A 25,985-nucleotide genomic window follows, 5' to 3' on the forward strand; every position below is an offset into this window, starting at 1 on the left:
GGGCCGGGCTCAGGCCTGTGTGGACCGGGCGTAGCGCGCCGCCAACTCCCTGAGGTGGCCGACCAGTTCCGGTGGTTGTGTCACCGTGAAGTCGAATCCCAGCATGCCCAGGTGGACGGCCAGTGAGTCCAGGGAGTCGGCCCCGGTGTCCAGGACGCAGGTGTCCGTGCCGACGGCCTCGACCGAGCCCACCGCCGGGTTGATCCGCTCCAGCACGGCCCTGGCGGGGGCGTGGACCGTCACCCGGGCCCGGTGGCGCCAGGCCGCGGCCGATGCCTTGCCGGCGACGTAGGCGGCCGCGTCGCCCTCCGGGTCCTCCCGGGGCGCGAACCGGGGGCCGGCCGGCAGCACGGGCGTGAGCCGGTCCACCCGGAAGGTGCGCCAGTCGTCGCGGTCCACGTCCCATGCGACGAGGTACCAGCGCCGGCCCCAGTTCACGACACGCTGGGGCTCGACCAGGCGGCGTGCCGTCCCGCCCGAGTGGTCGCGGTAGTCCATGCGCAGGCGCTCGTGGTCACGGCAGGCGGCCGTCAGCGTCATGAGCAGTTCCGTGTCGGTGCTCGGCGCGGGCCCGTCGGCGGGGACGGGCACGGCGTACCGCTGGAGGGCGCGTACCCGTCGGCGCAGCCGCGACGGCAGGACCTGCTCCAGTTTGGCCAGGGCCCGGCCCGAGGTCTCCTCCGTCCCGGCCAGAGCGCTCCGGGCGACGTTGCGCAGGGCCACCGCCACCGCGACCGCCTCGTCGTCCTCCAGGAGCAGCGGCGGCATCGCGCTGCCCGCCGCCAGCCGGTAGCCGCCCGTCGAACCGCGCGTCGCGTCCACCGGGTAGCCGAGCGTGCGGAGCCGCTCGATGTCGTTGCGTACGGTCCGGCCGCTCACGCCGAGACGCTCGGCGAGCTCCGTGCCCGGCCACTCGCGGGGGGACTGGAGCAGCGACAGCAGCCGCAGGAGCCGGGCGGAGGTTTCCAGCATGGGGGAGCGGCCTGCCGTCTCTTTAGGAATGGACCGTGCCTATATGGATCCTAGAATTCCACTCATGGAGAACAGCAGCAACACCGCAGCTCAGAGCATCCGTTCCTTCCGGGTGGACATCCCGCAGGCGGACGTCGAAGACCTGCGCGAACGCCTCGCCCGCACCCGCTGGAACACCGGCGTGCAGGGCGTGGACGACTGGTCGCGAGGGGTCCCCGCCGACTACCTGAAGGAGCTCGCCGCCTACTGGGCGGACGGCTTCGACTGGCGCAAGGCCGAGGCCCGGCTCAACGACTTCCCGCAGTACGTCACCGAGATCGACGGCCAGGACATCCACTTCGCACACGTCCGCTCGGACAACCCCGACGCCACGCCCCTGCTCCTGATCCACGACTGGCCCGGATCCTTCGTCCAGTTCGTCGACGTCATCGAGCCGCTCTCGCGGGACTTCCACGTCGTCGTCACGTCCACCCCCGGTGTGGGGTTCTCCGGCCCGCTCACGTCGGCCGGTTGGAACACCGGAAGGATCGCGCGGGCGTTCACCGTGCTCATGGCGCGCCTCGGCCACGACCGCTACGGCGTCCAGGGCAACGGCGGCGGTGCCTGGATCGCCGGTGAGATGGGCCGGATCGCCCCCGACCGGATCATCGGCGTCCACGTGAACGGCCTGGTCACCTTCCCCTCGGAGGACCCGGCGGACTTCGCGGGGCTGACCGGCGCCGAGCAGGTCCGGCTGGAGCGGTTGCAGCGGTTCCGCGACGACAAGATGGGCTTCAACATCATCCAGTCGACCCGCCCCGACACGGTCGGCTACGGGCTGAACGACTCGCCCGTCGGCCAACTCGCCTGGATCGTGGAGAAGTTCAAGGAGTGGACCGACACGGCGAAGGAACTGCCCGAGGACGCGGTGGACCGCGACACCCTGCTCACCAACGTCAGCGTGTACTGGTTCACCGCCACCGCCGGGTCCTCCGCACACCTCTACTACGAGATGGCCCACGACCCGGCCGCCCGGGCTCCCAGGGAGCGTGGCACCGTCCCCACCGCCGTGGCGGTCGCCCTCCCGTCCGACGTCGCCGTCCGCCGCTTCGCCGAGCGCGACCACCACGTGGTCCGCTGGACCGAGTTCGACCGCGGGGGCAACTTCCTCTCCATGGAGCAGCCGGAGCTGCTCACCGAGGACGTACGCGAGTTCTTCGCGGACCTCGGCTGACGCGTGCCCCTGCGAGGGGGTGACCCGCTGGGGAGGCGGCGGCCGGCGGCACCTCCGCGCGGTTCAGCCGCCGGTGTCCGCCTCCGCGCGCTGCGCGCGACCCGGTGTCGGATCCAGGTACACCCGCTGGATCGACGGATAGCGCTCCCGGAGCTGCTGCTCCGCCTCCTCGCACGCCCACTCGATCTGCGCGGCCGTCGAGGCGTCCCGGAAGTCGACCTTCGCCGCGACCAGCATCTCCGACGGCCCCTGGATCAGCGTGGTCAGCTCCAGCACCTCCACGACGTGCGGCACGGACAGCAGCTCCTCGCGCACCCCGGCCCGCATCCCAGCCGGCAGCGGCCTGCCGATCAGCAACTGGGCGTTGGACCGGCACAGCACCCACGCCACGTACACCAGCAGTACGCCGATGAGGATCGAGGCGATGCCGTCCCACACCCCGGACCCGGTCAGCTGCCCGCCGAGCAGGCCTCCGGCGGCCAGCACCAGACCGGCCAGTGCCGCGGAGTCCTCCATCACCACCGCCTTGACCGCCGTGTCCGGGGTCCGGCGCAGATAGCGCGGCGCGGGCATCCGCAGCCGCGCGGCCTCCCCGCGCACCTGCCGGAGCCCCGTGCGCAGCGAGAAGCCCTCCAGCGCGAAGGCGACCACGAGCACCAGGTACGAGACGAGCGGATCGCCCAGGTCCTCGCCCCGCAGCAGCGTGTGGATGCCGTCGTACAGGGAGAACACCGCGCCGCCGACGAACGTCGCGACGGCGGCTAGCATCGCCCAGATGTACCGCTCGGGGCCGTAGCCCAGCGGATGGTCCTCGTCCGGGGGCTTCTCGCTGCGCTTGAGCGCGGTGAGGAGCATGACCTCCGTGACGGTGTCGGCGACCGAGTGCGCCGCTTCCGAGAGCATCGCGCTCGAACCGCTGATCAGCCCCGCCACCAGCTTCGCCACGGCGATCCCGAGGTTGGCGACCGCCGCGACGACGACGGTGAACGTGGACTCGCTGCCACCGGTCTGCTCGTCACTCATGGTGCGCAGTATGTCCCGGACGGGCTGTCTCAGTCCCTCGGGACGCGGACCAGGCCCTCCTGGATGACCGTGATGGCCAGCTTCCCGTCCGCGGTCCAGATCCTCGCCTGGCCGAGACCGCGGCCACCGGACGCGGACGGCGACTGCTGGTCGTAGAGCAGCCACTCGTCGGCGCGGAAGGGCCGGTGGAACCACATCGCGTGGTCCAGGCTGGCCCCCACCACGTCGCCGACCGACCAGCCGCCGCGCCCGTGGGCGAGCAGCACCGAGTCGAGCAGGGTCATGTCGGAGACGTACGTCGCCATGCAGACGTGCAGCAGCGGATCGTCCGCCAGCTTGCCGTGGGTGCGGAACCACACCTGGGAACGCGGCTCGCGCGGCTCACCCGCGGTGGCGAACGGCGGGGCGTCCACGTACCGCAGGTCGACCGCGGCCCGGGCCTCCAGCAGCCGGTCGACCATGAGCGGATCGGTGAAGCGGTCCGCGTACCCGGGCAGCATCTCGGCGGCCGTCGGCAGCGTCTCCGGGTCCGGCGCCGAGGGCACGACCGCCTGGTGGTCCATGCCCTCCTCGTGCACCTGGAAGGAGGCCGAGAGGTGGAAGATCGGCTTGCCGTGCTGGACGGCGACGACCCGGCGGGTGGTGAAGGACCGCCCGTCGCGGATCCGGTCCACGCTGTAGACGATCGGCGCACCCGGGTCCCCGGGGCGCAGGAAGTAGGCGTGCAGGGAGTGGGCGCCCCGGTCCCCGGGGACCGTGCGCCCGGCGGCGACCAGGGCCTGGGCCGCGACCTGGCCGCCGAAGACGCGGGGCACGACCGCCGAACGGCTCGTGCCCCGGAAGATGTCCTGCTCGATCCGCTCCAGGTCGAGCAGATCGAGCAGGGAGTCGAGTGCTGCGCTCATGAAGGAGAAACGTAGCCGTTCTCAGAGGCCCATGGACTTGGCGATGATCGACTTCATGACCTCGCTGGTGCCGCCGTAGATGCGGTTGACCCGGTTGTCCGTGTAGAGGCGGGCGATCGGGTACTCGTTCATGAAGCCGTAGCCGCCGTGCAGCTGGAGGCAGCGGTCGATCACACGGTGGGCGACCTCGGTGCAGAACAGCTTCGCCGAGGCGGCCTCGGCGGGCGTGAGCTCCCCGGCGTCCAGTGCCTCGATCGCGCGGTCGCAGACCGCCTCGGCGGCGTCGACCTCGGCCTTGCACGCGGCCAGTTCGAACTTGGTGTTCTGGAAGGACGCGACGGTCTTGCCGAACACGGTCCGGTCCTGCGTGTACTGCTGTGCGAACCGGACGGCCGCCGCGGCCTGCGCGTAGGCGCCGACGGCGATGCCCAGCCGCTCCTGCGGGAGGTTCTGGCCGAGGTAGGAGAAGCCCTTGTTCTCCTCGCCCAGCAGGTCGTCGACGGGCACCTTGACGTCCACGAAGGCCAGTTCGGCCGTGTCGGAGACCTTCAGGCCCAGCTTGTCGAGCTTCCGGCCCACCGAGTAGCCCTCGGACTTGGTGTCGACCACCAGGAGGGAGATGCCGTGGCGGCGGTCGTCGGCCTTCGGGGCGTCCGTGCGGGCGCAGACGATGACCTTGTCGGCGTGGACGCCACCGGTGATGAAGGTCTTGGCGCCGTTGAGGACGTAGTGGGTGCCGTCCTCGGAGAGCTTGGCGGTCGTCTTCATGCCGGCCAGGTCCGAACCGGTGCCCGGCTCGGTCATGGCTATGGCGTACATCGACTTGCCGGAGACGAAGTCCGGCAGCCAGCGCTTCTTCTGCTCCTCGGTGGCGTACGCCTTGAGGTACGGCAGGCAGAGCAGGACGTGCACCCCGGAGCCGCCGAAGGAGATGCCCGCGCGCGCGGTCTCCTCGTAGAGGACGGCCTCGAACTTGAAGGACTCCTCGCCCGCGCCGCCGTACTCCTCGGGCACCTCGATGCCGAAGATGCCCAGCTCGGCGAGCTTGTAGTAGAAGTCGCGGGGCGCCTGGCCCGCCGCGAACCACTCGTCGTAGACGGGAACGACCTCGGCCTCGATGAAGGCGCGGATGGTCTCCCTGAACGCCTCGTGGTCCTCGTTGTAAACCGTACGGCGCACGGGGTGCCTCCTGGTGTCAGCTTCGGCTTCGGTCGCGAGTGGCTAAGCGCTTGCTCAGTCCTGGTCAAAAGTTACCCGGCGGTCACGGTGACTGTCCAGGGTGATGCTGAGCACGCCGGGCGGCCGGATCGGGGCGGCGGCCCGTGAGGAGGCGGCGGGGCCCGCGATTCGTCGCGTCGGCCCGGCGGCTGTCGCGTCCGCCCGGACGCTTCGGGGACGCGGGGGAGCGGGACGCGGACCGGCGTGGACGGGCCCGGACGCGGTGCTGTCCGGGGGCGTGGGCGGGCCCGGACGCGGTGCTGTCCGGGGGCGTGGGCGGACCACGCCCCCGGACAGTGGAGGTGAGGGCTGGTTCAGGGCCCTCAGGGGTCGTTCGGAGCCGGTCAGGGCCCGGATTGGTCGAGCGGCGGAGATGACGCAGAGTGCCGGCGCGGACCGCTGTGTCACCCCGATGGCGGCAGGTGACGGGCAGGCGCACAGTGAGACGAGGGGCCGGCGCGAACCGGGCCGGCCCGTCGTACCAACCCTCTGTGAGGCAGTCATGGCTGATGTGGACGGGAGCTCGACGACAGGCGGCAACGCGGGACGGACCGGACGTGGCACGACCACGATCGCCGACAACGTGGTGGCCACCATCGCCGGAATCGCCATCCGGGAGACGGACGGTGTGCACGCGGTGGGCAAGGGAGCGTCCAAGGCCCTGGGCGCCGTCACGGGCCGGATGTCCGGTTCCTCCGAGGCGGGACGCTCCATCAAGGTGGAGGTGGGCGAGAAGCAGACGGCGATCGACGTCGACATCAAGGTGGATTACGGAGTCCGGATCCACGAACTCGCCGACCGGGTCAGGGCCCACGTGAAGGACGCGGTCGAGACGATGACCGGCCTGGAAGTGGTCGAGGTCAACATCAACGTCTTCGACGTCCACGTACCGGGCGACGACGACGATGACGACGACGACAAGAGTTCGCGCGGTCAGTCCTCGCGCGTGCAGTGAGCGGCCGCCGGAAGCGGTGAGCCCCGGCACCACCACGGCACCCTCCACGACCGGTCGGCCGCGCTCAGGGTGCCGGTCGGGGCTCCGCCGTCACCGTGAGCCGGGCCGCCCGCGTGTCCCGCGAGGACGGACCCGTCTCGATGGCGAACTCGCCCTGCTCCACGGCCCAGGACCCGGCGTGCGTGAAGGAGGCCATCGTCCGCGCATCCAGCGGGAAGGTGGCCTCGGTGCTCTCGCCGGGCGCCAACTCCACCTGGACGAAACCGCGCAGCTCGCGCACCCGCGGCCACGACGTGCCGCCCCGCACCCTGCGCACGTAGAGCTGGACGGTCTCCCGCACCGGTCGGTCGCCCGTGTTGGAGACGCGCACCACGCAGTCCACCGGTGCCGGACCGCCGAACCGGTCCACCGCCACCGCCGCCCTGGTCAGCCGGGGCTCGCCGTACTCGACCGTCGTGTACGACAGTCCGTGGCCGAAGGGGTGACGCGGCGTGGCGGGCTGGTCGACGTAACCCCGGTAGCCGTGGTCCTTCCCGTTGTAGAACACGGGCAGCTGGGCGGCCGACCGGGGCACGGAGACGGGCAGCCGCCCCCGCGGTTCCGCCGCTCCGAACAGCACGTCCGCGACCGCCCTGCCGCCCCACGGGCCGGGATACCAGGCACTCAGCACCGCCGCCGCCCTGCCGGTGAGGTCCCCCAGGGCGTGCGGGCGGCCCTGGACCAGCACCACGACGACCGGGGTCCCGGTCGCGACGACGGCGTCCAGCAGGGCCGACTGGGCCTCAGGCAGAGCGAGTTCGGCCAGGTCGACACCCTCGCCGCACGTCATCCCCACCGGGTTCCCGGAGGCGACGACCGCCGCCCCGTTGGCGTCGAATCGGGTGTCCGGCTCGCGTGCGCTCGATCCGCCGAGCACCAGCACCGCCACATCCGCCGCGGCGGCGACGGCCACCGCCCCGGGCACGCCTGACCGGTCGGCGCCGACCAGGCCGCTGCCCCTGGCGTACGTCACACGGGTGCCCCCGGGTGCCCCCGCCCGGACACCGGCCAGCACGCTGCTGCCGAGGCCGGGCCGCTGCGGCGCGGTGTAGTCCCCGATCTGCTGCGGCACCGAGTCGGCGTTCGGCCCGATGACCGCGACCGTCCCGACACGGCGGCCCGCGAGCGGCAGCGTCACCCCGTCGTGTTCGAGCAGGGTCACCGACTCGCGGGCCACGCGCTCGCTCAGCCGCTCCAGCCGCGCGGGGTCCGCCCGTCGGCCGGGCGCCCGGCCGGAGGCGTACGGATGCTCGAAGAGGCCGAGGCGGAACTTCAGCGCGAGGACGCGGCCCACCGCCGTGTCGAGGGTGGCCTCGTCGACCAGCTCACGGCGCACCGCCTCCGCCAGCCGCGGGTAGCAGTCGTCCCACAGGCCCAGGTCGGTACCCGCCCGCAGCGCCAGCGCACCGGCCGCCACCGGGTCCCCCGTCAGCCGCACCAGGCGGTCGACCGCGAGGCCGTCGGCCATCACCAGACCTTCGTAGCCCCACTCCTCCCTCAGGATTCCGGTCAGCAGCCGGTGGCTCGCCGCGCAGGGCAGTCCGTCGAACTCGTTGTACGCCGCCATGACACCGGCCGCGCCGGCCCGTACGCCCGCCAGCGCCGCCACGAGATGGATCTCGTGCAGCTCCCGCGCGCCCAGCTCGGTGGCCGCGCTGTTGCGGCCACCCACCGTGGCGCCCTGCCCGGCGAAGTGCTTGAGGACCACGGCCGCCCGGTCCGGCCCGATGCGGTCGCCGGCCGGCCCCTGCACCCCGCGCACCAGCGCCTCGGTGAACCGCGCCGCCAGATACGGGTCCTCGCCGAAGCACTCCTCGGCGCGGCCCCAGCGAGGATCGCGCACCAGGTCGAGCGCGGAGACCAGCGCGACATGGCCGCCCCGGGCCCGGAGCTCGGCCGCCGCGAGGGAGGCCGCCTCCTCGTACAGCTCCGGGTTCCAGGTGGCGCCCACCGCCAGGTTCACCGGCAGCACGGTCCCGTCCAGGGCCTGGATGCCGTGCGGCATCTCCTCGACCAGCAGGACGGGAATCCCCAGCCGGGTGTTCTCGACGACGTGACGCTGCACGGCGTCGGACACCCGCGCCCCGTCCGCCGCACCGATTCCGGTCTCCGCCGTCACCCCGGACCAGGGGTCGGCGCGCTGGAGTCCGTACAGCGCGCCCATGCCGTCGAACGCCGCCACCTCCTCGCGGAACGCGTCCGTCAGCCGGTGGCCGGACGGGGTCCGCTCGTACGCGTCCCAGCCGTACATCCGCTGGTTGACCTGGCCCACCTTCTCGGTGAGCGTCATCCGCGACAGGAGATCGCGGACCCGGTCGGCGACGGGGGCCTCGGGTTCGCGGAACAGCGGCTCGGACATGGGGCGTCTCACCTCGGGAGGTCGGGAAGGGCGGGGCGGTCAGCGCAGTTCGAGCACGCGCACGCCGTACGGCGGCAGGGTCACGTCCCGCACCGGGTCCCCGCCGGTCAGCTCGCGCAGCTCCCCGTCCACCGCCGGGCACACGGTCAGCTCCTCGCCGGACTGGCTCACCAGCCACAGGAACCGGGCGCCGTCCTCGCGGACCAGGGTGTCGGCGCTGACGTACGGGGTGGTGACCGTCACCGGTCGTGCGGCGCCCGCCAGTTCGGCCAGGGCCGCGTAGAGCCGGTGGGTCTGCTCGGGGTTGGCGCGGGCGGTGCGGGCCGCCATGTGCTCCAGCGGATACGTCGCCAGCACGGTGCGGCCCGCGCCCGTCTCGTGGCGCAGCAGCGCGGGGCGGCCGTGCGCGTCGGTGGCGACGACCCGCGCGCCGTCCGGGACGACCGGCAGATAGGCGCGGCTGTCCTCGTTGCCCGCGACCGGGAAGGTCAGCACCTCGCCCGCGGATATCGAACCGAAGTCCTCGGTGAACGCCATCTCCAGGACGTCGTCCTCGATCGGCTCGGCGACCCCGTACGACAGCTGGAGCTCCACCCCGAACAACCCGTCGAGGTCGTGGAACCACGGCCCCCGGGTCGTCGGGTACTCGCCCGAGCAGAACGACAGGTAGACCGTCGCCCCCTCCCGGGCCCGGCGCTCCAGCGCACGGCGGGTACGCGTGGTCAGCTGGCGCGTCGACGGGAGCAGGTACAGCGACGCGTCCTCCGGCAGCCCGTCCGCCTCCCGGGCGAGCGCCACCGGGAGATCCGCGCCGCGCGCGGCCACGTACCCCTGGTGCAGCGAGGTGAAGATCAACGGGCGGTCGGCGGGCCTGCTGTACGGGTAACCCCGCTCCAGGAACGCCGGCACGACCAGGGCCGCGTCCGCGTCGGTACGCCGGCAGCGCGGGAAGTCGACCTGCTCCAGGACCTTCGCGAAGGCCGCCAGTTCACGTAGCGGCTCCTTCGGGCGCCCGGCGCTGTCGGTGATCCCGAAGTGCATCTCGAAGGGGTGGTGGTCGTACGGCGACTGCTCCCACAGGTCGTCGTAGTCCGTGTTGTTCCAGGCCATCCAGCCGGTGGCCCCGCCCAGCAGCGAGTTGTGCAGGGTCTGCCGGTAGAAGATCCCGGCGTTCCCGGCCGAGACGGTGTCGGTGGAGAGCCCGAACTCCTCCAGCACGACCGGCTGACCGGTGACGGCGGCGAGTTCGCACTCGAAGGCCGCGCGGTAGTGCTGGCGTGCCCGGTCCGTGTCGGAGCGGTAGACGTGCGGCCCCACGAAGTCGACGTACTCGGCGGTCTCCCGCAGCGAGAAGCCGTTGTCCCGGCCGGTCACCTCGATGCCCCACGCGCCGTCGCCCAGCGACACCGGCTGGGTGCCGCCCGCCGCGCGCACGGCGTCGCACATGAACTGCGCCCAGGCGGTGACGACATCGCTGGAGGGCGGGTCGACCTGGTAGATCCGGCCGTAGCCCGGCATCTCGTTGGTGATCAGCCAGCCCGTGACCGCCGGGTGGTCCTTGAAGCGGCGGGTCATCTGGGAGACGAACCACGCCTGCCGGCCGACGAGCCACACGTCCTCGTACAGATCCCGGTCACCGCGCCAGGCCGGGTCCCAGTTCTCGCCCGACATGTGGCCGACGATGAACGTGGGGACCGTGCCCATCCCCGCCTCGTGGTGGGCGTCCAGGAAGTCGCGGAACCGGTCGCAGAGCTCCTCGTCGATCCTTCCCGGCTCGGGGTGGAAGTCGGGCCAGTAGAAGAACGACCGCGTCATGTTCAGCCCGTGCTCCCGGAGCACCGCCAGCTCCTCGCGCACCGTCTTCGGCTCGTAGTTCCGCCACATCAGCGGACCGCCGGTACGGGACCAGAAGTTGGCGCCGAGCCACGGGAGGACGGCGGAGTCGTGGGTGAGCTGGGCGCTGTGGCGTCGCATCGTTCTACAGGTCCTCTTCGATGTGCGGGGGGTGCCGGGGTGGTGCGGTGGTTCAGGTCGGGGACGGCAGGGGGCCGGTCGACTCGCGTACGACCAGCCGGGGGCGGCCGTCTAGCACGGGCGGGGACACGTCCTCGCCGCAGCCGGCCAGCAGGGTGCGGGCGGCGGCCGCGCCGACGCGCTGCACCTGCTGGTCGACGGTGGTGAGCCGGGGATGGACCCAGCGGCCGAGCGAGAGGTTGTCGTACCCGATGACGGAGAGGTCGCCGGGCACCCGGAGCCCGGCGCGCTGGGCGGTGCCGATGCCGCAGACCGCCATGGAGTCGTTGGGGAACACGAGGGCGGTCGGCCGGTCGGGCAGGGCGAGCAGCTCCTCGGTGACGTCGACGGCCGCCCGCTCGGTGAAGTCGCTGTGCCGTACGGCGACGGGGCGCAGACCGGAATCGGCCAGGGCCTCCTCGAAGGCGTGCAACCGCAGCCGGGTGTGCAGGAGTTCGGCCGGCCCGGCGACGTACGCGACGCGCCGGTGCCCGAGCCCCAGCAGATGGGCGACCGCCTCCCGGACGCCCGCCCCCTGCTGCCCGAGGCCCACCAGGGGCACGGGCGACGCGGCGTCGGGGGCGCCCAGCAGGACGGCCGGCAGCCCGAGGCCGCGCAGCAGGTCCGGGCGCGGGTCGTCGGCGCGGGCGTCGGTCAGGACGGCGCCGTCTATGCGGCCCTCGGCGACCAGGCGTTCGTACAGCGCGCTCTCCTGGGCCATGTCGGCGACCAGGTGGAGCAGCAGACCGTAACCGCGCGGGGCGAGTTCGCCCTCCAGGCCGGTGATCAGCTCGCTGAAGTGCGGGTCGGAGCCGAGCACGTCGGTGGGCCGCCGGACGACGAGCGCGATCGTACGCGTACGGGCCCTGCGCAGCGCGGTCGCGGAGGCGCTGGGGGACCAGCCGAGCTCCGTGGCCGCGTCCATGACCCGGCGGCGGGTGGCCTCCGAGATCCGGCCGGTGCCGTTGACGGCCTGGGAGACCGCCGCGGTGGACACTCCCGCTGCCGCGGCCACGGCCTTGATGGTGGGGCGTACGGCGGTACGCCCTTCGATGGGCTTGTTCACATTTTCACCGCTCCGCTGACGAGTGCCTGCTGCATCCGCTTCTGGAGCACGGTGTAGACCGCCCAGACCGGGACCAGGGTCAGCACCGTGCCCGCCGTAAGGATGCCGTAGTCCGTTCCCGTCAGGGACTTGAGCGTGGGCAGGGCGACCTGCACGGTCCGCAGGTCCGGGTCGGGGCCGATGATGACGAGCGAGTAGAGGTACTCGTTCCAGAAGGTCAGGAAGTTCAGCAGCAGGATCGTCGCGATGCCCGGCATGCACATCGGTGTGTAGACGTGCCGCAGGACGGCGAAGGTGGAGGCCCCGTCCATGCGCGCCGCCTCCTCCATCTCGCGCGGGATGGTCCGCATGAACTGCACCAGGATCACGACGGAGAGCGGCATCGCGGTGGCCGGCAGGAACAGGACCATGAACGCGCGGGTGTGGAAGAGGCCGGTGGCGGCGGCGAGCAGGAACGTCGGGAAGAGCGCGGCGAACGTCGGGACCAGGAAGCCTAGCGAGAACACCCGCTCCACCAGGGCCCCGAGCCGCCCCTCGGTACGGGCGATCGCGAAGGCCGCCGGTATCGCGAGCGCCAGGGTGAGGACCAGCGCCAGCGCCGTGACGAGCATCGAGTTGAGGACGGCCGGACCGAGGTGCGCGGAGGAGAACGACTCGGTGAAGTTGGCGGTGGAGAGGGAGGTGGGCAGGGAGAACGGGCTGCCGAAGATCTGGTCGTTCGTCTTGAACGCCGAGACCAGCAGGTAGTAGAGGGGGACGACCAGCAGCACCATGTACAGCCAGGCGAAGATGTGCGCCGGCAGCCAGGACCTTCCGAACTTCATGGGACCAGCTCCGATCAGTAGTTCTGGCGGAAGACGCGACGGATGGTCAGCAGCCCGGCCAGGCCGACCAGGAACAGGACCACGCCGACGGTCTGGCTGTAGCCGAGGTCGGCCGCGATGAACGCCTTCTGGTAGACGAGGAAGGACAACGTCGTCGACGAGCTTCCCGGTCCGCCCTGGGTCAGCAGCAGCACGTTCTGCGCCGAACCGAAGAGCGTCCAGAGGAACTGGAGCATCGTCACGACGCCGACGAAGTCCCGGATGACGGGGAAGTGGATGCGCCACATGGCGCGCCAGTGCCCGGCGCCGTCGAGCTGCGCGGCCTCGCCGATCTCGTCCGGGACGCTCCCCAGCCGGGCCGCGAACAGCACGGCGGTGAAACCGATGCCGCTCCACACGTCGAGGAGGATGAGGGAGGCGAGCGCGGTGGACGGCGAGGCGAGCCAGGCGTCGGTCATCGAGCCGAGGCCGACCTTGTCCAGCGCGCCGTTGAGCAGGCCGTCCGGGGAGAGCACCGCGTAGAACACCATCGCCTTGGCCGGGGTGGAGATCAGCCCGGGTATGAAGAGCAGATAGCGCAGGACGCGGTGCCCAGGCGGCTTCTGTGCGACGTAGTACCCGAGCATGTACGCACCGATGATCATCAGCGGTACGGCCACGACGAGCTGTACGGCGGTGTTCTGTACCGCGTCCCAGAAGACCGGGTCGTCGAACACGGCGGTGACGTTGCCGGTGCCGGCGAAGGTGACCGGCTGGAGCATCCCGGGCCAGTGCAGGGCGGCGATGACGAAGATGGCGACCAGCGGGCCGACCATGAAGACCAGGTACCAGACCAGCGCGGGCACCGCGAGGACGACCCCGCCCTGCGTACGGCGCTTCGTGGTGGCGGCGGTGGATGGCTGGGGGTCGGCCGGTCCGCGGACCGAGGCGCCGCCCGGGGCGGACGAGAGCATCGTCATGGGAGGACTCGCAAAGGCTCGGGCGCGCGGATCAGGCCGTGCGGTAGGCGGATTCCAGGGCGGAGCGCACGGAGGCCGCGCTCGTACCACGGGTGAAGGCGGTACTGGTCGCGGTGATCAGCGGCTGGGTGGCGGTCGGCGGGACGTAGAGGTCGGGCAGGAGCGCCTGGCCGACCCGGCCGCCGAGCCGCTGCGCCTCGGCCACCAGCGGGAAGTCCTTGCTGACCGTGTCGGTCACGAGCGCCATGTCCCGGCCGCTCTCGGTGATGAAGCGGGACACCGTGTCGGGGCGGTACATGAAGCGGAGGAACTTCTCCACGGAGGAGAGCTTCCTGACACCGTTGGGGCTGATCCAGAAGCCGATGAGGGTGTACGAGCGCAGGATCGTCGGCTTCTCGTGTGCGGCCCCCGGCGCGAGCGGCCAGCCGCCGATCTCGGTGTGCCCGGCGGCCTTGGCCGGGACCTTCGCCAGCGCGGAGGACATCGCGGACTGGATGGCCGCGGACTCCGTGTTGTACTGCGTGGTCATCGTGTCGGAGGTCAGCCCCTGCGCCTTGTCGGCGAAGACACCGGCGTCCCGCAGCGACACGAAGTAGTCGATGCCCGCGCGGGCGCCCCGGCTGCCGCTGAAGTCGCCGGTCGTGTAGACCTGCCGGGCCTCCTCGGGGGTGAGGAAGGTCTGGATGATCTGGGCCAGCAGCTTCTGCCCGGTCCAGTCGTTGCCGCCGACGGTGACGGGCGCGATGCCCTTGGCCCGCAGCTTCCGGGCGGCACCGATGAGCTGGTCCCCGGTGGTGGGGACGGACCCGACACCGGCCCGGTCGAGCAGGTGGGTGTTGAAGGCGACCGGCCAGTTGGTGGCGAAGTACGGGAAGGCGCGGAGCCTGCCCTTGTCGTCGGTCCACTCGGTCAGGGCGGCGGGCAGGACACGCTCGCGCAGCCCCCAGTCGTCGAGGTAGCCCTTGACGTCGACGGTGGCACCTACGTCGGTCCAGGCGAGCGTCTTGTCGTACAGGTTGACCATGACCACGTCCGGCTCCTTGCGGGCCAGTCGCGAGGTCTCGTACACCTGGGGGAGGTCGTCGCCGTTGACGAGGTTCTTGACCCGGATCCCCGGGTTCTCCTTCTCGAAGTCCTTCACGGCGGCGGTGTAGGTGGGGGAGCCCGGCGCGGTGGTGCCGAGCTGGGTGTGGACGAGTAGGGAGCCGGGGTCGGAATCGGCCGAGGCGAGCGAGGAGCAGCCGGACATTGCGGGCAGCGCGGTAGCGGCGGCGAGGCCGGAACCAGCGGCTATGAAACCGCGCCGACTCAGGGGTGAGCGCACAGAGGGGTGTCTCCAACCAGAACGTTAACCGGAGTGGTTAATCGATGTACCAGCAGGTTGCGAGAAACCTAGGGGCGGTTCCGCGAATGGTCAACCCCCGGTTGCGCATGCTGGAAAGTTGGACATTTCCCCCTGTTCGGTGGTGGAAGTGCCGCAGCCTCCGGCAGTCCGCCTGTGCTACCGGTCGGCTCCCGCGGGCGCCGGGTGAAGGCGACAGGGGGCGGCTCGGGCAATCGGGAAGCGCCCGACGGGAGGGAGTGACGCGCCCGCAACCGCACGTGCGTACGTCTCCGTCTGGGGAATGCCGGGGATGTACGACAACGTGAACTTGCGAATGAGAACCGCCTGCTGTTCGAGCAGGCGTGCCACTTCGAAATGGTCGGCAACCGCCACATCGCTGTCCGGTAGGAAGCTGCTGAGGGCATTTCCCGTATTCAGGGCCTTGTCCAGCCGCCGCGCGTCCTCCTTCGACGGAATCCGGCGTCCCGCCTCGATGTGCGCGATGAGCGAACGGGGCATCACCGCCGCGTCGGCCAGCTTCTGTTGGGCCAGCCCTGCCGCCAGGTGCTGTTCCCTGAACCAGTCCCCATGGCCGTTACTCACCGTCAACTCCCTTGTGGCGAACCTCCTGTCACCGACAGCCCTCAAGGGCTGTCCCGCAATCCCTGGCGGGCGCACGACGACAGCTACGGCACCTCGCCGCGTTGTCGGAACGCCCGAATGCGTCCAGTGTGCGGACGTCCCTCCGCCTTGCGATGCACCGCATCTGACGCCGCGCGCTGATCCACCAGGGATTGCACGACTCCCTCCGCGTTGGTGTTGTCGGCGGGCAGGATCCAGCGGAAGGCGGTGGTGTTGCCGGCTCCGGTGGTGTTGGTGACGACGCGGGTCAGGGAGGCGACCTTGTCGCTGTCCCAGGTGAGCTTCGTCTGCCGTCCCTCGGCCGTGGTCACCTTGACCAGGTGGTTCGACGTGTCGTAGTCGAAGATGGTGGTCTGGCCGTCGGTGTCGGTGAACGTCTTGATCAGGTTGCCGGTGTAGGTGTAGCCGACCGTCCGGCCGGTGTTGTCGGTGACCTTCGTGACGTGCTTGCCGTCGTTGGTGAACGACAGGGTCCTGCCCGATGCCGAGGTGATCTTCGAGGTGAAGCTGCCCGAGTCCGGGTTCCCGCGGAGAACTCGGCCGGGAGGGCGGGCGTCACGATCACCAGTGTGCAAGCAGAGAAGACCTGGCGCGACAACGCCACATCCCCCGCGAAAACCGTGGCTCACGTGGAGCAGGTCGGTGGGACTGTAGGACAGACCCAGCTCTGGCAGCTGCTCATCCGGTCCGGGAAGGGGCTCGTCGGCACTGCAGTCCGGCCTGGCAGGCAGAGGCGCCTCCCAGAACAGTCGGCCGTTGAAGGTGACGGCACCAGCCTCCTGGCCGCGCTCAAGCGTGTCGGCCAATTCGGTCAGATACCCACCCAGCGAGTCGGCCTGCCCGAGCCCGCTCCGCCACACGAGCGGGGACATGCCGCACAAGGCCGCCCCACCTCACGTGTGATGAACTGTGGCCCGGTTTCGAGACGTTGATCTTGTCTCAAACAAAAGAACGGGAGGGGTCGTGGGCCTTGGTGGGGGGACGTGGCAGCGACTGACCGCAGTGGCGCTCGTCATAGCGGTGGCGGCCGGGTGTACGGGGCAGGGCGAAGGCGCGGGCGGCGGAAACGACGAAGACCTACTGCGGAACCACGACTGGACGCAGATGCCGGGCACCACCGCGCGGAACGACATCCTGCGGATCAGCGCATTGGATCGGCACATCGTGGAGCAGGACTCCTCCGGCGGCCAGCCCAACCCCCCGCTGAATCTGGCCGGCCCGCATCTCAGGTCCGATGGCGACTTCACCGTCACCGCGCGCATGTCCGGTGTGGGTGACGATGACGGCGACTCATGGCTGCGGCTGTACGGACGGGTACCGGTCATCTACGACGAGTGGCGACAGGAGCGGCCCTCACTCCGCGTCGGCGTGACCGCTGGCGGACAGGTGAAGGTACAGATATGGGACGGCGAGGGCGATGAGCCGGCCACCTCCAAGGATTTCGACTGCGGCTGCTCCGGGACGGTGACGCTCGCCGTGTCGAGCATCGGTGACACATTCCGCGTGAAAGCCGACGGGCGGCGGCTGGGAACCCTGCAGGACCCGGGGGTGTTCGCCGAGGGCACTGTCTGGTTCGGTCTGGAGGCGGACGAGGGCGAAGACGAGCGCCGCGAGGGATGGCGTCTGACGCAGCTGATCGCACGGGCGGAGACCGGTGACTCGCTCCGCGTGATCAAGGCGCCGCAGCTACGCCAGGAGCAGTCCGACGACTCGCTGCGCGCACGGGCCGCAGACGTGGGGCGGCCGTTCGCCGTCGGCGCCGCCCTGGCCGAGAACCCGCTGCTCACGGACTCACGCTACCGGGCGCTCGCGGGGAGCCAGTTCTCCATGCTCACTCCGGAGAACGCGTTCAAGCCACAGTTCCTCCATCCACGCCGGGACGTCTACGACTTCCGCGACGCGGACCTACTCGTACGCTTCGCCCGCGCAAACGACATGAAGGTGCACGCGCACACCCTCGTCTGGCACGAGGCTCTGCCCAACTGGATGCGGGAGAACGACGACCCCGAGGAGGTGCGCCGGACCATGCTCCGGCACATCGCCATCGTCGCCGGCCACTTCAAGGGAAAGGTCGCGGAATGGGACGTGGTCAACGAGCCCATGTCCGACGACGAGAAGAGCTACACCAACGGGGATCTCGGTCTGCGCTCCGAGCAGAGCCCGTGGTTCGAGGCCATGGGCGAGGAGTACATCGACGAGGCGTTCAGGGCCGCCCACCGGGCCGATCCCAGGGCACGGCTGTTCCTCAACGAGTACGGGGCCGAGGAGGAAGGCGAGCGGTGGGACGCCCTCTACGATCTGGTCAAGCGGCTCAAGGAACGGGGCGTACCGATCGACGGCGTCGGTTTCCAGAACCATGAGTACGCACCCGGCGACCGCGTCGACCCGGAGACCTTCCGCAGCCACGTGCGGGATCTGGCGGAGCTCGGGATTCAGGCGCGGGTGTCGGAGATGGACGTCCCCATAGGTGAGGACGAGGAGGACGGGCAGCAGAGCCAGGCTGATGAGATGGCGGGGAAGCTGCGGGTCTGCCTGGAGGAGCCGAACTGCACATCGTTCTCCACATGGGGAATCACCGACCGGTACGGATCCACCGCCGACACCAAGATCTATCCTCCGCGCACGGCCGATTCCCTGCCCTGGGATGCGGCCCTGCGGCCGAAGCCGGCGTACAAGCGCTTGATCGAGGCCTTCGACGAGGCGTGAGGAATCAAGGTGCGATCTCTCGGTTCGGTGTCGATGGCAGTGAGGGTCAAAGAGCGTCTTGTTCCGCCAAGGGGCGTTTGATGAGGCGGCGAAGCCGAGCAGGTCACGATCGCTCGAGAGAGCGGCACGTGGGATTCAACGCAGGTATGAAAACGCCTTGTGGGACGGGACCTGTCCACCACTCGGGGACAGGTCCCGACGTTCTCAGGGTTGGCAGCATTGGCCAAGAGCCCGGACAGCTGATGCATCACGTTGGCCACACTCGTCGCCTTCAACCTTGCCGGGTTGAGGTCGGAGGCGCTGTGAACGGCCGGTGCCTCCTGCACAGCCACGTCGGCGTCGTAAGCCTCTTGGAGCCGCTTGGGCCAGGGCACGCTGGCCGCCGCTTCCGGCGGGGCCATGCCGGTGTGCATGGCACCGCGCTTTGCGGCTGCGTGCGCGTTGAGGGAGTGGTCTGCTCTGGCCTGGAGGCCGGGGACGTTCAGCAGCCGCTTGGAAAGCTCATGGATCGTGGCTGCGTTGCTGACCACCCATGCGCGTTCAGCGCGCCGATCGCGTTGATCTCGGACGTACTCGATGCGTTCCTGCTGCGTCAGCGCAGAGCCGTTCAGTTCGTCCATGTCGGTGCGGAGCTGAAGATGGCGGCGTTCAGCTGCCTGTCTGCTCCGCAGTTCCAGTGCATCCGCCAGGCGCGCCCAGGTGACCTTCTTACGGCGAGCGGCGGCGATGAGGCGGCGTTCGTCCTCGGCTACTGAACTTGATCGGGTGCTGTCGGGCTGTTCGCCAGACAGCGTGAAGGTGGCCTCGGTAGTCCTCGTAGTCCTCGTTCGGTGAGATATCCGCAGGGCGGCGGCTTGACCGACGTCGAGAGAGACGCGCGGAGCGGGTCCGGCGCCAGGCCGTGACGTGCTTCGAGGCTGGCGGGAAGAACCGGGAGATCGCTGCCACGCTGCGGGTCTCGGAACGGTCGGTGGAGCGTTGGCGACGCCAGTGGCGCGAGGGCGGCCACGCCGGAGTGGCCTCCAAGGGATCACCAGGTCGACCCCGACTATCTGACGCGCGGATAGCCAGGTTGGAGAGGGAGTTGGAGCGCGGTCCTCTGGCACACGGGTGGGCCGACCAGCGATGGATGCTGCCCGCGTGAAGACGGTGACCGGCTGGCTGTTCCACGTCTCGTACACCGTGGAGGGACGCGACACCGTGGGTGGTCTTCTCCGCCTCGATAGACGCGTACGCATTGTCACCGATCGCTCCCCTTCGCGGAGAAGACCACGGCCTTTCGCCGCACCTCGATCAACCTGCGTCACGTCGTGGCCCGCACGGCCGAGGCGCTGCGCGACGTACACCGGATCGCGGAGAGCAGGGGCGAACGCCTTGCGGCTCCGGGTGCCGGCCCGGAGGGCTGAGCGGGCAACGGCTCTCAGGCGTCGAGCACCGCAGCGACCGCCTCGATCTCCACCAGCTGATCGCTGTATCCGAGGACCGTGACACCGAGCAGGGTGCTCGGCGCGTCGTGGTCGCCGAAGCCCGCCCGGACCACGTTCCATGCGGTCACCAGGTCCTCCTGCCGTGAGGACGCGACGAGCACCCGCGTGCTGATGACGTCCTCCGGTGAGGCGCCCGCGTCGGCGAGGGCGGTGCGCATGTTCTGGAACGCCTTCGCCGCCTGGCCCGCGTAGTCGCCCACCGCCGCGGTCGAACCGTCCTCGTTCAGCGGGCACGAACCGGCGAGGAAGATCAGCCGGGCGTCGGCGGGGGCGGTGGCGGCGTAGGCGTACTCGGCCACGTCGGAGAGGGTGGTGGAGCGGATGAGTGTGACAGCGGTGGGCATGGCATCCAAGTCCTGGCGAGTGGGGGGACTCCGTATATCTAGCAGACCCCTCGCGGGGCGTCCTCCCCGTTTTCCCCGCGCAGCCGGAGCACCTCGCAGGACGATCCGTCGCATCGCCTAGCGTGGTCCCATGAGTTCCTCCCTGAGCGTCTACCTGCTCGACGTGGCCGCTACGCACGCCCTGATCGGCTGTCGCGACGACGACTTCCTGACGGCGGTACGCGGTGGATTCGCGGATGACCTGGTGCGCGACGACGAGTACCACCGGCGCGAGATCGAGAAGGGTGCTCCCACCGCGGCCGAGGCACTGCGCGCGGTCGTTCACGGCGGACCTTTCAGCGAGGACCGCGAACACGCCTTTCAGTACGGCTACGCCTACAGGCGGCTGTGCGAGCTCAGCGGTTCGTTCCTGCCCAACGACTGCTTCACTCCGCACAGGGGCGACTGGCTGTCGACAGTCGATCAGGGCTTGCGGACCATGGGAGTCACCGCGGTGTCCTTGGACGCGTTCGGCCACGGTGCTCCGCCTGCTCCCCTGCCCTATGCCCACACTCCGGGCTGCGGGCAGTGGGGGCCCGAGGCGATCACCGAGGCGCTCAGCCAGTTCGAGGCCACCAGGTGCGCGGCGGACGAGTCGGGACCGGCCCCGTCCCTGGAGCCCGAGGTCGTGGAGGCCGTCACGCAGTGTCTCGACTGGATGCGACGTGCGGAAGCGCGACCGGGACACGGCATCATCGGCTTCCGTTCCTGAAGTCGAGGAGGAGCGCCCGGGCGGGCCGCGCCGAGGAGTCGGCCGAACCCGCCCGGTGCCGTCCGGCTCGGATGCCGTGGGGGAACCCGCCCACTCGGCGATGGTTCGGCAGTTCTCGGACGCCGGGTTCCCGTCGAGCGCGGCACGGTTCGGGCGGGGGCCGTCAGTCGGATTCCACATCGAGGGGATTCGAACATCGTTACGCTGCAACGCAGTTGCCGAGAACTCGGAGGCCTGCGGTGGGGGAGCCGACATTCGGGGTCCTGGGGCCGCTCCAGGTGAGGGCGCAGGGTGTTCCGGTACGGATCGGTGGGGCAAAGCCCCGGGCCGTACTGGCGACTCTGCTGCTCCAGCCGAACGGCTTCGTCTCGCTGGATCTCCTGACGGAGGTCCTGTGGCCCGGTGGCGCGCCCCGGTCCGCCGTCGCCAATGTGCGTACCTATGTGCGGGCCCTGCGGCAGCGGCTGCCCCCCGAGGCGGTCGAGGCACTGCGTACCGAGCCCTCCGGCTATTCGCTGGACGTCGCACCCGGAGAGGTGGACGTGCTGCTCTTCGAGCAGCAGCTGGCGGCCGCCCGTGCCGCTCGCGCCCGGGGAGAGGACACCACCGCGCTGCGCGCATACGAATCGGCTCTGGGGCTGTGGCGTGGCGGGGTGCTCCAGGACGTCCCCTCCAGCGTGGTGTGGGACCCGGCCATCACACGTGTGGAGGGACTGCGGTCGGTCGCGGCCGACGAGTGCCTGGAGTTACGGCTCCGGCTCGGGGACTACGCCCACCTGGTCTCCGGCCTGCGGTCCCGGCTGACCGAGAGCCCTCTGCGGGAGGACCTGTGGCGGATGTTGGTGCACGCGCTGAACGACGCGGGCCGCAGCGCCGAGGCGCGGTCCGCGTACGCCGAGGCCGAGCAGGTGATCGCCACCGAGCTGGGGATCGAGCCGAGCGAACCACTGCGGGCCATCGGTGCCGAGGTCAACGGCTACGCCGACCGCCACCGCGCGGCGACGACCGCCGCCCCCGTGTGCCAACTACCCATGGACATACCCGACTTCACCGGGCGGGCTGTCGAGGTCGCGGACCTGGAGAAGCTGCTGTCCACCGCCGGCCGGCAGCCCGTGGTCGCGGCGGTGTCCGGGCCGCCGGGTGCCGGGAAGTCCACGCTCGCCGTGCATGTCGCCCACCGGGTGCGTGACACCTTTCCTGACGGGCAGCTCTTCGTCGACCTGGCCGGAACGAGCGAGTGCCCCCGTGAGCCGGCGGACGTACTTGCCGAGATGCTGCGTGGTCTGGGCGTCATCGACAGTGCGATACCCGGTGAACCGGGCGAACGCGCCGCGATGTTCCGCGCCCGCCTGGCGCAGCGGCGGTTCCTCATCGTGCTGGACGACGCACGGGGCAGCGCACAGGTGAGCCCGTTGCTCCCGGGTACCGGCGGCTCGGCCGTGCTGGTCAGCTCCCGGCGCCGGATGCCCGGCCTGCCGGCGTACGCCTGCGCGCTCGGGCTGATGCGGCACGACGACGCCCGCGCCCTGTTCGGGGCCATCGTCGGCGCGGACCGGCTGCGCCGGGAGGGGGCCGACGCCGACCGGGTACTCGCCGAGTGCGGGTCACTGCCGCTGGCGGTACGGATCGCGGCCGCACGGCTGGTGAACCGGCCCGGCTGGAGCGTCGGTACGCTGGCCGACTCGCTGCGCGACGAGCGCGGTCGCCTCGGGGCCGTCCGGCCGGGCGAGCTGGAGGTGCGGGCCGGAGTCGAACTCGGCTACCGTCACCTGCCCGAGCCCGCCGCCCAAGCCTTCCGCGCCTTCGGTGACCTGCCCGACGACGCCGTGCCGGGCTGGCTCGTCGCCGCGGCGACGGGGTGCGACACCGAGATCGCGGGAGGCCTGGCGACCCTGCTGGACGAACACCTCGTCGAAGTCGTGGGCAGGGACCATCTCGGGCTCAACCGCTACCGCATGCACGACCTGCTGCGGTCGTACGCCCGGGAACTGGTGCTGACGGACAATCAGGAAGTGCGGCTGCGGCGGCGCCTCCACGTCATAGACACGCTCATCGCCCTCGCCCGCGCGGCCAACGCCGCCATGCCCACCCGCTTCCTCGGTGTGCTGGGCGAGCCCGACGGAGGTGGCCTGCCCGACGGACCGGCACAGGCCGTCGCCGCCACGGTGCGTGCCCGGCCCGTGGACTGGTTCGAGAGTGAGCACCGCAACCTCGTCTCCGCCGTCGACGCGGCCGTCCGGCTGGGACGGACCGACCGTGCCGCCGACCTCGCGATCGAGCTGGCGGGGTTCTTCGACATGCGCGGCTCCTACGGGGACTGGCTGCGTACCCACCGGCTCGTGCTCGACGCCATGCCACGCCACGACGACGTCAGGGCGGCGGCTCTGCTGCGCAACCTCGGCCAGCTCCACCTCTACCAGGACCGGTACGGGGACGCGCTCGCCTCCTTCGACCGGGCCAGGGCGCTCTTCGCCCAGCTCGGCCACCGGACGGGAGAGGCGGTCGCCGCGGTGGGGTCGGGCTCGGTCCACCGGGTCACGGGCGATCTCGGCACCGCGCTCGGGAGGTTCACATCCGCGCTCCAGGACTTCGCCGAGGTCGGCGACCGGCACGGCGAGGCGGTGGCACGCAACGCGATCGCGTCGGTCTGGCTGGAGCGCGGGGACCCGGAGACCGCGTCCGGCTGGCTGCGCGAGGCCCTGGAGCTCTCCCGCGCCGGCGGGGACCGGCACCGCGAGGCACAGGTGCGCCGCAGGGTTGCCGTGATGCATGAACTGCGTGGCGAACCGCACGCGGCACGGCACGAGTTGGAACGCGCCCTCGGCATCTTCGACGAGCTTGCCGACCTGCACTGCGCCGCCTACGTGCAGCAGAGCATCGCGGAACTGTGCCTGCGTCAGGGCGACGCCGGTGAGGCGTCGGCGCTGCTGATCGGAGCGCTCGCCGTGCAGCAGCAGCTCGGGGACCGCCGCGCGGAGGCCCGGGTGGCGGGCCTGCTTGGCGAGTTGCACGACGCGACGGGCCGCAGGCAGACCGCGCGGCACTACTTCCACCGGTCCCTCGCGACCTGGCGCCGGTTGGGCCTGCCGGACGAAGCGGGACGGGTGGACGCCAGACTCCGCTCGATGCGCTGAGCGGCACCGACGAAGAGGGTGCGGGTGCGACCGCCGTCGCACCCGCACCCGGTACAGAGGGTCACCGGGTGTGGTTGGGCCCTCCCGCCGGCACCCGACGGCAGGTCAGCATCTGTTGTTGCTGACCTGGTTGCGCTTGAGGTAGTCGTTCCAGGTGACACCCTGGACGACGGCGACGACGACTGCCCCGTTGAGCTTCTGCTCGTAGTGGAGGTGCGGGGTGATGTCGTAGAGGGCGGACGTGGCGCCGACCTCGCCGATCTTCTGGCCCACGTTCACCGTGGCGCCCGCGTTCACTGAACGCGTCTTCAGATGGGCGTACCGCGTCTGCCAGCCGCCCCCGTGGCCGATAACTATCGTGTTCCCGTACCCGGCGCCCGTCGAGTAGTACGACTCGAGAACCGTGCCACCGGCACTGGCGAACACCCGGCGGCCCAGGTCGTCCGGGGTGCCGTTCGCGTCGTAGTGGTTCCAGTCGATCGAGTGCGCGGGACTGTGCCCCGACCAGTTGCTGCCGAGCCATGTCTGGTTGCACTCGAAGGGCATCTTGAAGGCGGGCCGAGCGGCCACGGCTGCCTCCGAAGAGCCCACGACCGGTGCCGCGACGGCGACCGGAGCGGTGAGCGTGACGGCGGCGAACGCGGTCACGGTGGTCAGCGACCGGCGGAAAATCCTGTGCATGGTTCTCTCCCCTTGTCGTCGGGTGACACGTCGTCGGGTGCCACGGCCGATTCAAGGAGGCGGGCATACACGGCGGATACATTCCGTCCCCGGCAGGCGGGGGGAGACGTGTGCGGGGCTGGTCCGAAGCCGTCGGGCAGCGCCTTGAGCCGGATCAGGTGGTGGTCGAGCACCGCCTGATCCGGCGAGTTCACCGACGTGCGGCCAGCACTGCCGAGAGTCCCGCTCGTAGGTCTCCGACGAAGTACTCGGGGACCTCCAGCGACGGGAAGTGCCCGCCGCTTCCGGGTGAGTTCCAGCGGACGATCCGGCGGTAACGCTCCTGCGCCCAGGTCCGCGGGCTCTTTTCGATGTCGCGCGGGTACATGGTGATCGCCGCCGGCACGTCGACCCGGAGCTCGGGGTCGAGTGAGTTGTGGCTCTCGTAGTAGATGCGGGCCGCCGACGCGCCGGTCCGCGTCAGCCAGTACAAGGTGACGTCGTCGAGAACCCGGTCCATGGGAATCGTCTCGAACGGGCTGTCCTCGGTGTCCGACCACTCGGCGAACTTGTCGAGGATCCAGGCAAGGAGCCCGACCGGTGAGTCGACGAGCGAGTAGCCGATGGTCTGCGGCCGGGTCGCCTGCTGCTTCGCGTACGCCGCGCGGTGGCGCCAGAAGTCGCGGGTCTCCTCGGTCCACCTGCGTTCGGACGGCGTAAGCCCGTCCGTCGTCAACCCGGGCGGCGCCTCCGCGAACGTGGTGTGGATGCCGAGAACGTGCGCCGGGAACCTGCCGCCGAGGACCGTGGTGATATTGCCTCCCCAGTCGCCTCCGTGGGCTGCGAACCTGCTGTAGCCGAGCCTTTCCATCAGTTCCACCCATGCGGTCGCGATCTTCTCCGTTCCCCACCCGGTGGTGGCCGGCTTGTCGCTGTAGCCAAAGCCCGGGAGTGACGGGACCACGACGTGGAACGCCTGCGCGTCCGCATCCTCAGGATCTGCCAGCTGGGCGACCACGTCGGTGAACTCGGCGATGCTGCCCGGCCAGCCGTGCGTCAGGATCAGGGGAGTGGCATCCGCCCGCGCGGATCGGCGGTGCAGGAAGTGGATTCCCAGGTCATCGATGGTCGTCCGGAACTGGCCGATCGCGTTGAGGCGCTCCTCGAACGACCGCCAGTCGTACCCGGTGCGCCAGTAGTTCACGACTTCGACGAGGTCGGCGAGAGGAACGCCCTGTTCCCATCGGCGAGGGCCGGGCGCGGCGCGGTGGACCGTCTCGGTCTCCGGCAGCCGCGCTGCGGCCAGTCGCGCGCGCAGGTCGTCGAGTTCGGCATCGGTCGCGTGGGCTTCAAACGCTCGCACGTCGCTGGTCGGACGGGGCATGAGACCT

At 70.7% G+C, this 25,985-nt stretch carries 21 protein-coding genes and 1 pseudogene; 7 read left to right on the forward strand and 15 right to left on the reverse strand.

The window, feature by feature from the left end; genetic code table 11:
- Positions 1 to 9: 9 nt before the first annotated feature.
- Entirely contained in the window at positions 10 to 972 is a 963-nt protein-coding gene (locus tag AB0I83_RS04615) for a YafY family protein (RefSeq protein ID WP_356533892.1), read from the reverse strand.
- Between the two features lie 64 nt (positions 973 to 1,036).
- On the opposite strand from AB0I83_RS04615, the gene AB0I83_RS04620 reads away from it, so the two are divergent.
- Positions 1,037 to 2,185: an epoxide hydrolase family protein gene (locus AB0I83_RS04620; RefSeq protein WP_356840957.1), complete on the forward strand. Its 1,149-nt coding sequence runs from the start codon at positions 1,037 to 1,039 to the stop codon at positions 2,183 to 2,185.
- A 63-nt stretch (positions 2,186 to 2,248) separates the two neighbouring features.
- Here the strand turns inward: AB0I83_RS04620 and AB0I83_RS04625 are convergent, their stop codons facing one another.
- From AB0I83_RS04625 to AB0I83_RS04635, 3 genes are read right to left on the reverse strand one after another with little or no spacing between them, the layout of a single operon-like run.
- Entirely contained in the window at positions 2,249 to 3,208 is a 960-nt protein-coding gene (locus tag AB0I83_RS04625) for a cation diffusion facilitator family transporter (RefSeq protein WP_363303581.1), read from the reverse strand.
- Positions 3,209 to 3,237: 29 nt separating this feature from the next.
- Positions 3,238 to 4,113: an acyl-CoA thioesterase II gene (locus AB0I83_RS04630; protein ID WP_363303582.1), complete on the reverse strand. Its 876-nt coding sequence runs from the start codon at positions 4,111 to 4,113 to the stop codon at positions 3,238 to 3,240.
- 21 nt (positions 4,114 to 4,134) lie between these two features.
- Positions 4,135 to 5,292, reverse strand: a complete 1,158-nt coding sequence (locus AB0I83_RS04635; protein WP_031092198.1) for an acyl-CoA dehydrogenase family protein — start codon at positions 5,290 to 5,292, stop codon at positions 4,135 to 4,137.
- Positions 5,293 to 5,833: 541 nt separating this feature from the next.
- Between AB0I83_RS04635 and AB0I83_RS04640 the strand changes: the two genes are divergently transcribed.
- Entirely contained in the window at positions 5,834 to 6,286 is a 453-nt protein-coding gene (locus AB0I83_RS04640) for an Asp23/Gls24 family envelope stress response protein (RefSeq protein ID WP_356533884.1), read from the forward strand.
- Between the two features lie 64 nt (positions 6,287 to 6,350).
- Here the strand turns inward: AB0I83_RS04640 and AB0I83_RS04645 are convergent, their stop codons facing one another.
- The 8 genes and pseudogenes from AB0I83_RS04645 to AB0I83_RS04680 form a co-directional block, all read right to left on the reverse strand.
- On the reverse strand, positions 6,351 to 8,684 hold the full coding sequence (locus AB0I83_RS04645; RefSeq protein WP_363303583.1) for a glycoside hydrolase family 3 N-terminal domain-containing protein: 2,334 nt from the start codon (positions 8,682 to 8,684) through the stop codon (positions 6,351 to 6,353).
- A gap of 39 nt (positions 8,685 to 8,723) precedes the next feature.
- Positions 8,724 to 10,658: a cellulase family glycosylhydrolase gene (locus AB0I83_RS04650; RefSeq protein ID WP_363303584.1), complete on the reverse strand. Its 1,935-nt coding sequence runs from the start codon at positions 10,656 to 10,658 to the stop codon at positions 8,724 to 8,726.
- Between the two features lie 52 nt (positions 10,659 to 10,710).
- Complete coding sequence (locus tag AB0I83_RS04655; protein WP_363303585.1) at positions 10,711 to 11,763, reverse strand: LacI family DNA-binding transcriptional regulator; 1,053 nt, start codon at positions 11,761 to 11,763, stop codon at positions 10,711 to 10,713.
- A complete protein-coding gene (locus tag AB0I83_RS04660) occupies positions 11,760 to 12,587 on the reverse strand; it encodes a carbohydrate ABC transporter permease (RefSeq protein ID WP_363303586.1) in 828 nt (275 codons plus the stop codon). Before AB0I83_RS04660 ends, AB0I83_RS04655 begins: the two co-directional genes overlap by 4 nt.
- 14 nt (positions 12,588 to 12,601) lie before the next feature.
- Positions 12,602 to 13,546, reverse strand: coding sequence for a sugar ABC transporter permease (locus tag AB0I83_RS04665; RefSeq protein WP_363303587.1), 945 nt, complete (start codon positions 13,544 to 13,546; stop codon positions 12,602 to 12,604).
- A 31-nt stretch (positions 13,547 to 13,577) separates the two neighbouring features.
- Positions 13,578 to 14,870: an ABC transporter substrate-binding protein gene (locus tag AB0I83_RS04670; protein ID WP_363303588.1), complete on the reverse strand. Its 1,293-nt coding sequence runs from the start codon at positions 14,868 to 14,870 to the stop codon at positions 13,578 to 13,580.
- 249 nt (positions 14,871 to 15,119) lie between these two features.
- Positions 15,120 to 15,473 (reverse strand): annotated as a pseudogene (locus tag AB0I83_RS04675) (Scr1 family TA system antitoxin-like transcriptional regulator); the annotation flags it as partial.
- A gap of 83 nt (positions 15,474 to 15,556) precedes the next feature.
- Complete coding sequence (locus AB0I83_RS04680; protein WP_363303589.1) at positions 15,557 to 16,384, reverse strand: hypothetical protein; 828 nt, start codon at positions 16,382 to 16,384, stop codon at positions 15,557 to 15,559.
- Positions 16,385 to 16,475: 91 nt separating this feature from the next.
- Between AB0I83_RS04680 and AB0I83_RS04685 the strand changes: the two genes are divergently transcribed.
- The 3 genes from AB0I83_RS04685 to AB0I83_RS04695 all read left to right on the forward strand — a co-directional run bounded on the left by AB0I83_RS04685 (position 16,476) and on the right by AB0I83_RS04695 (position 19,362).
- A complete protein-coding gene (locus tag AB0I83_RS04685; RefSeq protein ID WP_363303590.1) occupies positions 16,476 to 18,218 on the forward strand; it encodes an endo-1,4-beta-xylanase in 1,743 nt (580 codons plus the stop codon).
- A 407-nt stretch (positions 18,219 to 18,625) separates the two neighbouring features.
- Positions 18,626 to 18,973, forward strand: a complete 348-nt coding sequence (locus AB0I83_RS04690; protein WP_363303591.1) for a hypothetical protein — start codon at positions 18,626 to 18,628, stop codon at positions 18,971 to 18,973.
- Between the two features lie 146 nt (positions 18,974 to 19,119).
- Positions 19,120 to 19,362: a helix-turn-helix domain-containing protein gene (locus AB0I83_RS04695; RefSeq protein WP_363303592.1), complete on the forward strand. Its 243-nt coding sequence runs from the start codon at positions 19,120 to 19,122 to the stop codon at positions 19,360 to 19,362.
- A 276-nt stretch (positions 19,363 to 19,638) separates the two neighbouring features.
- Here AB0I83_RS04695 and AB0I83_RS04700 read toward each other — a convergent pair whose 3' ends face one another.
- Positions 19,639 to 20,049, reverse strand: a complete 411-nt coding sequence (locus tag AB0I83_RS04700; RefSeq protein ID WP_363303593.1) for a Rid family hydrolase — start codon at positions 20,047 to 20,049, stop codon at positions 19,639 to 19,641.
- Positions 20,050 to 20,179: 130 nt separating this feature from the next.
- Here AB0I83_RS04700 and AB0I83_RS04705 point away from each other — a divergent pair, with 130 nt between their 5' ends.
- Both AB0I83_RS04705 and AB0I83_RS04710 read left to right on the forward strand, forming a co-directional pair.
- Positions 20,180 to 20,800 carry a hypothetical protein gene (locus AB0I83_RS04705; protein ID WP_363303594.1) on the forward strand — a complete coding sequence of 207 codons (621 nt, stop codon included), beginning with the start codon at positions 20,180 to 20,182 and terminating at the stop codon, positions 20,798 to 20,800.
- A 239-nt stretch (positions 20,801 to 21,039) separates the two neighbouring features.
- A complete protein-coding gene (locus tag AB0I83_RS04710) occupies positions 21,040 to 23,934 on the forward strand; it encodes a BTAD domain-containing putative transcriptional regulator (protein WP_363303595.1) in 2,895 nt (964 codons plus the stop codon).
- A gap of 105 nt (positions 23,935 to 24,039) precedes the next feature.
- Here AB0I83_RS04710 and AB0I83_RS04715 read toward each other — a convergent pair whose 3' ends face one another.
- Positions 24,040 to 24,615, reverse strand: a complete 576-nt coding sequence (locus AB0I83_RS04715; protein ID WP_363303596.1) for a M23 family metallopeptidase — start codon at positions 24,613 to 24,615, stop codon at positions 24,040 to 24,042.
- Positions 24,616 to 24,805: 190 nt separating this feature from the next.
- Positions 24,806 to 25,978: an epoxide hydrolase gene (locus AB0I83_RS04720; RefSeq protein WP_363303597.1), complete on the reverse strand. Its 1,173-nt coding sequence runs from the start codon at positions 25,976 to 25,978 to the stop codon at positions 24,806 to 24,808.
- Between the last annotated feature and the right edge of the window lie 7 nt (positions 25,979 to 25,985).

The organism is Streptomyces sp. NPDC049970 (genome assembly GCF_040660235.1).
Taxonomy (GTDB): domain Bacteria; phylum Actinomycetota; class Actinomycetes; order Streptomycetales; family Streptomycetaceae; genus Streptomyces.

What these genes read in the sequence shown, in the direction of transcription:
- AB0I83_RS04615 (WP_356533892.1), bottom strand. Translation starts at nt 972, where the DNA reads ATGCTGGAAACCTCCGCCCGGCTCCTGCGGCTGCTGTCGCTGCTCCAG.
- AB0I83_RS04620 (WP_356840957.1), top strand. Translation starts at nt 1,037, where the DNA reads ATGGAGAACAGCAGCAACACCGCAGCTCAGAGCATCCGTTCCTTCCGG.
- AB0I83_RS04625 (WP_363303581.1), bottom strand. Translation starts at nt 3,208, where the DNA reads ATGAGTGACGAGCAGACCGGTGGCAGCGAGTCCACGTTCACCGTCGTC.
- AB0I83_RS04630 (WP_363303582.1), bottom strand. Translation starts at nt 4,113, where the DNA reads ATGAGCGCAGCACTCGACTCCCTGCTCGATCTGCTCGACCTGGAGCGG.
- AB0I83_RS04640 (WP_356533884.1), top strand. Translation starts at nt 5,834, where the DNA reads ATGGCTGATGTGGACGGGAGCTCGACGACAGGCGGCAACGCGGGACGG.
- AB0I83_RS04645 (WP_363303583.1), bottom strand. Translation starts at nt 8,684, where the DNA reads ATGTCCGAGCCGCTGTTCCGCGAACCCGAGGCCCCCGTCGCCGACCGG.
- AB0I83_RS04650 (WP_363303584.1), bottom strand. Translation starts at nt 10,658, where the DNA reads ATGCGACGCCACAGCGCCCAGCTCACCCACGACTCCGCCGTCCTCCCG.
- AB0I83_RS04660 (WP_363303586.1), bottom strand. Translation starts at nt 12,587, where the DNA reads ATGAAGTTCGGAAGGTCCTGGCTGCCGGCGCACATCTTCGCCTGGCTG.
- AB0I83_RS04665 (WP_363303587.1), bottom strand. Translation starts at nt 13,546, where the DNA reads ATGACGATGCTCTCGTCCGCCCCGGGCGGCGCCTCGGTCCGCGGACCG.
- AB0I83_RS04680 (WP_363303589.1), bottom strand. Translation starts at nt 16,384, where the DNA reads ATGTCCCCGCTCGTGTGGCGGAGCGGGCTCGGGCAGGCCGACTCGCTG.
- AB0I83_RS04700 (WP_363303593.1), bottom strand. Translation starts at nt 20,049, where the DNA reads ATGCCCACCGCTGTCACACTCATCCGCTCCACCACCCTCTCCGACGTG.
- AB0I83_RS04705 (WP_363303594.1), top strand. Translation starts at nt 20,180, where the DNA reads ATGAGTTCCTCCCTGAGCGTCTACCTGCTCGACGTGGCCGCTACGCAC.
- AB0I83_RS04715 (WP_363303596.1), bottom strand. Translation starts at nt 24,615, where the DNA reads ATGCACAGGATTTTCCGCCGGTCGCTGACCACCGTGACCGCGTTCGCC.
- AB0I83_RS04720 (WP_363303597.1), bottom strand. Translation starts at nt 25,978, where the DNA reads ATGCCCCGTCCGACCAGCGACGTGCGAGCGTTTGAAGCCCACGCGACC.